This window comes from Holosporales bacterium, assembly GCA_031263535.1.
Lineage (GTDB): Bacteria > Pseudomonadota > Alphaproteobacteria > UBA3830 > JAIRWN01 > JAIRWN01.
Map to the genome: position 1 here is coordinate 1 of JAISFO010000028.1, position 7,789 is coordinate 7,789.

At 44.9% G+C, this 7,789-nt stretch carries 6 protein-coding genes; 2 read left to right on the plus strand and 4 right to left on the minus strand.

Annotated features, from left to right (window positions below):
- The first annotated feature begins 255 nt into the window (after positions 1-255).
- Together uvrA and LBL30_03355 are read left to right on the plus strand one after the other, a co-directional pair.
- Positions 256-3,042 carry an excinuclease ABC subunit UvrA gene (gene uvrA, locus LBL30_03350; GenBank protein ID MDR1032125.1) on the plus strand — a complete coding sequence of 929 codons (2,787 nt, stop codon included), beginning with the start codon at positions 256-258 and terminating at the stop codon, positions 3,040-3,042.
- A gap of 408 nt (positions 3,043-3,450) precedes the next feature.
- The gene (locus tag LBL30_03355) at positions 3,451-4,131 is read left to right on the plus strand and encodes a hypothetical protein (GenBank protein MDR1032126.1); all 681 of its coding nucleotides are present in this window, start codon (positions 3,451-3,453) and stop codon (positions 4,129-4,131) included.
- Between the two features lie 348 nt (positions 4,132-4,479).
- On the opposite strand, the gene LBL30_03360 is transcribed toward LBL30_03355, so the two are convergent.
- The 4 genes from LBL30_03360 to LBL30_03375 all read right to left on the minus strand — a co-directional run.
- Complete coding sequence (locus LBL30_03360) at positions 4,480-5,466, minus strand: leucine-rich repeat domain-containing protein (GenBank protein ID MDR1032127.1); 987 nt, start codon at positions 5,464-5,466, stop codon at positions 4,480-4,482.
- Positions 5,467-5,814: 348 nt separating this feature from the next.
- The gene (locus LBL30_03365) at positions 5,815-5,979 is read right to left on the minus strand and encodes a hypothetical protein (protein ID MDR1032128.1); all 165 of its coding nucleotides are present in this window, start codon (positions 5,977-5,979) and stop codon (positions 5,815-5,817) included.
- Positions 5,976-7,484, minus strand: a complete 1,509-nt coding sequence (gene gatB / locus LBL30_03370) for an Asp-tRNA(Asn)/Glu-tRNA(Gln) amidotransferase subunit GatB (protein ID MDR1032129.1) — start codon at positions 7,482-7,484, stop codon at positions 5,976-5,978. Before gatB ends, LBL30_03365 begins: the two co-directional genes overlap by 4 nt.
- Positions 7,481-7,789, minus strand: a 309-nt coding sequence (locus LBL30_03375) for an Asp-tRNA(Asn)/Glu-tRNA(Gln) amidotransferase subunit GatA (GenBank protein MDR1032130.1), incomplete at its 5' end; no start/stop codon positions are given. The genes LBL30_03375 and gatB, both read right to left, overlap by 4 nt.

Consider the following 7,789-nt stretch of genomic DNA (forward strand, 5'->3'; position numbering starts at 1 on the left):
AGTTAATTATTACCCGGGTCCATTGAGTATTACTGCTATTGAGAGTAAGAGATTGGTCCATTAAAAATCTAAACCTATAGCAACAGTTCATACACACGCATATGTAGGACTGCTCGAGCAGCAATGAATCCATTCATCTTATGCCTTAGCCTGATGCTTCGGATCGTTAAAGCCTTTCTTCCTGCATTTTCCCTGCAGTAATTTGCCATTTAGTTGTATAATACCAGTTGGTTTGGGCTAGGCTGGCCCAGACAAGTGTGGGTTTTACAACAATTTTCAAATATTTTTGCAATGGAAAAGCAGTTTATCGTACTAGAGGGCGTAAGGACCAACAACCTTAAAAACATATCGATTAGCATCCCCAAAAACAGCTTAGTCGTTTTCACAGGCGTAAGCGGTTCTGGCAAAACTTCGCTGGCTTTTGACACGATATATGCAGAAAGCCAGAGGCGATATATCGAAAGCTTGTCCATCTATGCACGCAGGTTTTTGGACATTATGCCAAAGCCAGATTGCGATGATGTCAAGGGGCTTTCTCCTGCGATTTCGGTGACTCAGCGCGGCGTTCAGCATAACCCCAGATCGACCGTAGGGATAATGACGGAGATATATGATTATTTCAGGCTGTTATTCGCGCGTATAGGCGTTCTGCACTCACCGACGACAGGACTGCCGATAGTAGTAACGCCAATCAACCAAATTATCGAACAGGCTTTAGGCGAATACGCTGGCCGCAACATATATGTCATGGCGCCAAAGGTTATAAAGGGCCTCAAGGATATAAAAACAATCCAAAAGCAAGGATTTGAAAGAATCTGGTCAAATAGCGAGGTCGTTAACGTAGCAGATTTCATCATAGGGGACAGCAAAAAGAAAGTAGATGTTGTGATAGACCGGCTTCAGGCTTGTGATAAAAATAAGCGACGCTTGGCAGACTCGCTTGAGGTTGTTTCCCAGTACGGCGGCGGGGTGATACGGATATTGGATGCGGACAGCGGTAAAATCCTGACATTTTCCAATAAGTACGTCTGCCCAGAAAGCGGATTTTTCCTCAAGGACATAGAGCCAAGCTTATTTTCATTCAACAACCCACAGGGAGCATGTAAGACCTGCAATGGCCTGGGCGCTATAAAGAAATTCAGCGAAAGCCTTGTCGTTCCCAACGGGCATTTGAATATTCTAACTGGCGCCATTAAACCGTGGGCAAAGCTTGAACAGGCGGTCGTAAAGCGACTGCTGTCTCCGCTGTTTGAAAAGCATAAGGCTTCGCTGTTTACCATCTATAACAGGCTGCCTGAGCAACTTAGGCAGGATATACTTTATGGAGCCGCCGGCTTTGAGGGGGTTATCCCCGCCCTAGAAACGCAATACAAAAAAACAGAAAGCGTCTGGCGGCGTATAGAAATTGGCCAGTATCAGCTTACCGAAGTGTGCCCCGCTTGTAAGGGTAAGCGGCTGAACGAAGACGCCTTGCTAGTCAAGGTCGAAGGGAAGACCATAAGCGACGTCTCAAGCCTAAGCATTGCGGAAGCAAAGGTGTTTTTTGGCGATCTGAATTCACGTCTGTCTGGGAAAAACAAAGCTATTGCAGAGAAAATAATAAAGGAAATCAGCACTAGACTTGGGTTTTTAATTGACATAGGACTTGGGTATATAACGCTTGACCGGCCTGCACCAACCTTGTCGGGCGGTGAGAGCCAGCGCATAAATCTGGCCTCCCAAATCGGGTCAGGACTGACCGGCATTTTGTATGTGCTCGACGAGCCGTCCATAGGCCTGCATCAGCGCGATAATGCGAGGCTTATAAAAACCCTAAAGAATCTGCGGGATTTAGGCAATACCGTTATGGTGATCGAGCATGATGAGGAAACAATCTTAGAATCAGACTGTCTTATCGACGTTGGCCCTGGCGCGGGGATTTTTGGTGGAGAAGTGTGTTACTGCGGCGATGTGTCCGGGATAAAAACCGCCCAAAACAGCCTGACCGGTCAATACCTAAACGGCCGGCGCCGTATTGATATACCCCAAAAGCGCCGTGAACATAACGGCTATATATCCTTAAGCGGAGTCAATACTAACAACCTAAAGAATCTGTCGGTAGAGTTTCCCCTGAGGTGTTTTACCTGCGTTACTGGCGTCTCCGGATGCGGCAAGTCGTCGCTGGTGATGGAGACGCTGTATCCAGCCTTAAAGCAGAAAATAGATCGCGACTCACAGGAATGCTTTGAAGGCGTTAGTATAAAAGGGGACGATCTTATAACCAGGGTCATCAATATCGACCAATCGCCAATCGGTCGGACGCCCAGATCTAACCCAGCGACCTATACGGACATTTTCACTACGATTCGCGACTTTTTTGCTGCGCTGCCTGAGGCCAAGGCACGCAGGTACGGCGTTGGCAGGTTCTCATTCAACGTGGATGGAGGCCGGTGCATCGCTTGTAAGGGGGAAGGATATATAAAGGTCGCTATGCACTTTATGCCAGACGTTTTCGTTGAATGCGACGCTTGCAAGGGGCAAAGATTCAATGAGGACACGCTTGAGATAAAATATAAAGATAAATCAATAGCCGATATCCTGGCTTTAAGCGTCGATGAGGCAAAGGATTTTTTCTGGGCAATTCCTAAGCTGGTCAGGAAGCTGGATTTCCTTAAAGACGTGGGCTTAGGCTATATAAAGCTTGGCCAGCCCGCAACCACCCTGTCTGGAGGTGAAGCCCAACGCATTAAGTTGGCTAAAGAGCTGTCTAGGCCAGAGATAGAGCGCACTTTGTACATACTGGACGAACCTACGACAGGACTTCATTTTGAGGATATAAACAACCTGCTTAAGGTGCTGCATAAGCTGGTCGACAAAGGCAACACCATCGTTGCCATAGAGCACAACATGGATTTTATCAAAACCGCCGACTGGGTAATAGATCTTGGCCCAGAAGGCGGATACACAGGTGGACAATTGGTAATTTCCGCCATTCCAGAAAAAATTATTGACTGCAAAACAAGCTTTACTGGACAGTATCTCAAAATCTATCTCTGCAAGTAAACAATAATTAAGACGCTTAAGGCGTTTTCATAACTCATTCTGGTAATTTTTATTATTTTTTACTTGGCAAAATATTTTTTTTATATTATATATATAAATATATTCTATTTTAGAGAATCTTAATGCAGAAATATTTTACAATTATTTTACCTATTGCACATCTATTGACGTGTGATGTTGTTTATTGTATGAGGCGGATACCATCCTTATTACCGTTTTCACCACCTTTAATGCCTGAAGCTAGCTTTTTGCCTGATGATACTGTTTATTGTGCGAAACCAGCGTTGATACCGGAACCGGAAGGCCGGGGGCCTTTAAAGGCGTGAGCACGACCCATTAGTTTACGATACATGTAAGAGCATATCGGGTGAAAGCATGCTAAAAAAATGTGGCCCTGATGCCCCACCTTTGGTGAAGAGGTTAGAGGTAATACCCGACTTATCATTTTTAAGTAATAATGGAATAAACTTCAAAGACATAGCAAATTACTTTGCTTATGCTATGCAGAAGGGAATTCCTCCGATTGTAATCTTTGGATCTGGAAGAGGGGTCATTATGGGATCTCTAGGTTTCGACTGTTATCGTTACCTTCGGCCATATAATTATTTGCTAGTCAACTGGACAAATAATCCTGCTCCTACTGAACGATTCCCGTTGACTCTTCCTGATGTAGACTGCGATATACATAACTTCTCTCCAGAATCTTTTGGTATAGAGAAATATAGGTACGTTATAGTAGAAGGATTCAATGCGTTTAGTCCCTCCACTTTTACTAACCTTTTTGTCTTATTACAGCCGGGAGGATCTATTGTTACTAATGTCTTTCCGCGCTTGCTATCAGCATATAGTGATGCGGATGTACAGCCTTATCTCGAGGATACATCGTTTACTCGAGTTGAAGTCACACTTAAAGATTCGAATTATGTATTTTTCTACAAGCAACCCGCAGGCACCTTCAGAAGTTCTGATATTTTTTTGCGTACACCGTCTGGTAATACTTCGCGCACCTTTTTGCAAGACTGTGAGGCATACAAAGCGAACGCCGAGAGGCATACAAAGCGAACGCCGATTTCTATCTTAGATTCTTAGGTCTAGATGGAAAGGCGTCTATAGATTTTGCGCTTGCGCCCCACTTTAAAGAAGAAAAAGAATGCTGGCCTAAACAATTGAGAGAGCATAATTATCAGCCGGTGAATGGACAAATAATATATGCTCCGGATAAAAGATTTTTACCAGCCATTTTAATGATAATTACTAAAAAAGTGCCAGAATAGGCCTGCAAACTGGCTTGACAATGGGGGTTCGACGATATTCATGGTAAAGTCAAATTGCACGATTTGCACTTGATAATAATATTTGAGGATATTTGATGTAGCAAATCTCACAATTTGCGTAGGCTTTGGCTTATTTATAAATTGGTGCGCCAGCATGGCTGTGCTAAGGATAGCCCACAACCGTCACTCCTGCAGGAATAGCAGAGCTTTCAACCATCCTCGTTCGGGGGCTGGGCTCAAACGTTACTCTGCTTAGACTGGAGCATCTATTAAAACAATCGTGTTTGATTCTTTCTAAACTAGATGGAATACATATAGATTTTAAAGAAGAACATACAGAAAAGGCGCCATCTTCGATCACTTTTACTAGGGAGCCTGGTTCAAACGTCACGCTGCTTAGATTACAACAGCTTGAAAAACACATAGCGCCGATCCTTTCTACACTAGATGGAATACATATGGATGCTAGAGAAGAGCATACAGAAAAGGTGTTATTTTCGATCACTCTTATTCGAGGGCCTGGTCCAAACGTCACGCTGCTTAGTCTGTGGCAGTCCAGAAAACAGCTGCTGCCGAGCGTCTGTAAACTGGACGGAATGCATATAGATCTTAGAGAAGAACATCCAGAAAAGGCCTGACTTTCGATCGCTCTCAGCTTTGAGCCGGACCCAAATGTTACTACGCTTAAACTTGAACATCTGTCAAAGCACTCCGAGGAAATTACCCCTACACTGGACGGAATGCATATGGATGTCAGAGAAGAACAGCGGTCAAAGGTATACTCTGAAAGCCTTGTCAATCGCGAACCGAACGCAAACGTTACACTGCTTAAGCTGCGGCATTGTTCAAAACACCACTTGCCGAGCACCTGTACACTGGATGGAATGCATATAGACACCAGAGAAGGACAGTTACGGCAGGCAGAATCTGAGATCCTTGTCAATTTTGAGTTAAACTCAAACGCTACGTTGCTTAGCCTAAAGCAGTCTCTAAAACACCCGCTGTCAAGCGTTTGTGCACTGGACGGAATGCATGCGGATTGCAGGCTTGGTCTATTAATAGGGCTTCTTATATGTAAAATTGTAAAGACCTGTCCATTTTCACAAATGAGATGTCTGGGATAGCAGAAAGATTTTGTCGTTGCCAACATGGCATCAGCAGCTCCATCACCAACCTTTCTATAAATAGTTCCTTCTACGGGTAATTCGCCAAGGTTTTGCAGCTCGACTACAGTCTGCGAATTCAGGTACAAGCAACACAATTGTCAATACTATCATTATAACGTTTTTCATATTTTCCCTTTATTAAAAATCTAATGAACGTATATATGACATATTATTATACTTTTGTCAAAATATTTTTTTGCTTGCTTTAAGATTATTATAAAACCGGCCTGAAATCTGGACTGGCTAGATTCACAGCAAAGACAGATTTTTTGACCGTCCTAAATAGCATTTACTTTTGTTTCGTTGTTGTATGTTTAGCGATTAGTATCGAGTCAGATCGGCATATCCGCCTTAGGGTAAGTCCTGGGGTACGGGACCTCTTCCTTCCCTGGCGCGACTAGCTCTCCCCTTTTGCCACAGCCTAGAAGGGGTAGTATCAGCAAAACAAAAAGCAGAAGCCTAAAAAACCTATTAGTGTTTTTGGAAAGCATTTTCATGAATCAGTTGACAATCTGTCCTTTAAAATATCATTAACCATCTGAGGATTTGCTTTCCCCTCTGTCTCCTTCATAACTTGCCCAACAAAAAAGCCAAATAGCTTGTCTTTACCGCTGCGGTACTCTTGCACTTTGTCTTGATTTTGGCTGATAACCTTGCTTATTACGGCCTCAATAGCGGCAGAGTCCGTTACCTGTCGCATCCCTTGCTTTTCGACCACAGCGGCCGGGCTTTCTCCGCTGGACCAGACGAGGTCGAAGACGTCTTTTGCTATTTTCCCTGAAATAGTTCCGTCACAGATAAGGTCTACAAGTTCAACCAAATATGTCGGCGAAATTTTTGATGCACTTAAGTCCAAACCGGCTTTATTAAGATAAGCGAACAAGTCGCCGGTAAACCAATTGGCCAGCATTTTGGCCTTTTCATTGGAAACTTTGCCGCCGGACTTTTCCGCCTCTACAACCAAGCATTCCTCATAATAGGCTGCATTTCCACATTCCGACGTAATCAACGCAGCGTCATAGTAAGACAAGCCATAGTCTTCCTGCAGCCTAGCCAGTTTACTATCAGGGAGCTCAGGCAAAGTCTTGCGTATGCTTTCGACCCTTTCTTCACTTAAGATAAGCGGAGGCAAGTCCGGATCGGGCATATAGCGATAATCTTGAGCATCCTCCTTGGAGCGCATAGATCTTGTCTCGCCGGTTGAGGAGTTAAACAAGCGCGTTTCTTGTATAACTTTTTCGCCATTTTCAAGCAGTTCAATTTGCCTGAAAACCTCAAACTCTACTGCCTGCTCGACAAATCTGGATGAGTTGATGTTTTTGACCTCTACCCTGGTGCCAAGCGCTTCATTTGGCCGCCTTATGGAGACATTTACATCTGCGCGCAGGCTGCCTTCCTCCATATTGCCGTCGCACGTACCAAGATACCTGAGAATCGTCCTTAAAGTACGCAGGAAGGCCGAGGCCTCTTCTTTACTGCGCATGTCTGGCTCGGTCACAATCTCCATAAGCGCTATGCCAGCGCGATTCAGGTCTATATAGGATTTATGCGGGTGCTGGTCGTGGAAGCTTTTTCCTGCATCTTGTTCAAGGTGTATGTGATTAATCCTTAAGCCAAAAGCCCTTACTTCGTCCAACCGCACATTCACCCACCCGGGACCGATTATAGGGCTGTAAAACTGGGATATCTGGTATCCCGCGGGTAGGTCTGGGTAGAAGTAATTTTTGCGGTCAAAACGCGACCATAAGTTTATTTGGGCATTAAGCCCTAAGCCCGTCTTAATCGCCTGATCGACACAAAATGCATTTATAACCGGCAGCATCCCAGGGAAAGCCATATCAACAAATGATACCTGCGAATTCGGCTCTGCGCCGAAGGCCGCGCTCGCGCCAGAAAACAGCTTTGACTGCGAAATGACTTGAGCATGAACCTCCATCCCTATCACAACTTCCCAATCGCCTTTATAAAGAGGCGTAGTGTAGTTTCTTTGCGCGATGCTCATGACGACGATCCTCCTTCACGCCAAGCAGCAAAGCCAGAGGAAGATTCTATGACGTGTCCTGCCTTGAAAAGAGCCTCTTCGTTAAAGCTTGAGGCGATAAGCTGAATGCCCAAAGGTAGGCCGCGACTGTCAACGCCGGCCGGGACAGATATCGCTGGCAGGCCCGCTATGTTTACGGGCACGGTAAAAATATCGTTTAGGTACATAGTTACGGGATCGTCCTGCTTTTCCCCAATCGCAAACGCACCGGAAGGCGCCGTTGGCATAAGAATCACGTCTATGCGATTGAACGCGCTAGAGAAATC

Excerpts from the sequence above, each read along its gene's own strand:
- LBL30_03360 (MDR1032127.1), bottom strand. The coding sequence starts at position 5,466 with ATGTTGGCAACGACAAAATCTTTCTGCTATCCCAGACATCTCATTTGT.
- LBL30_03365 (MDR1032128.1), bottom strand. The coding sequence starts at position 5,979 with ATGAAAATGCTTTCCAAAAACACTAATAGGTTTTTTAGGCTTCTGCTT.
- gatB (MDR1032129.1), bottom strand. The coding sequence starts at position 7,484 with ATGAGCATCGCGCAAAGAAACTACACTACGCCTCTTTATAAAGGCGAT.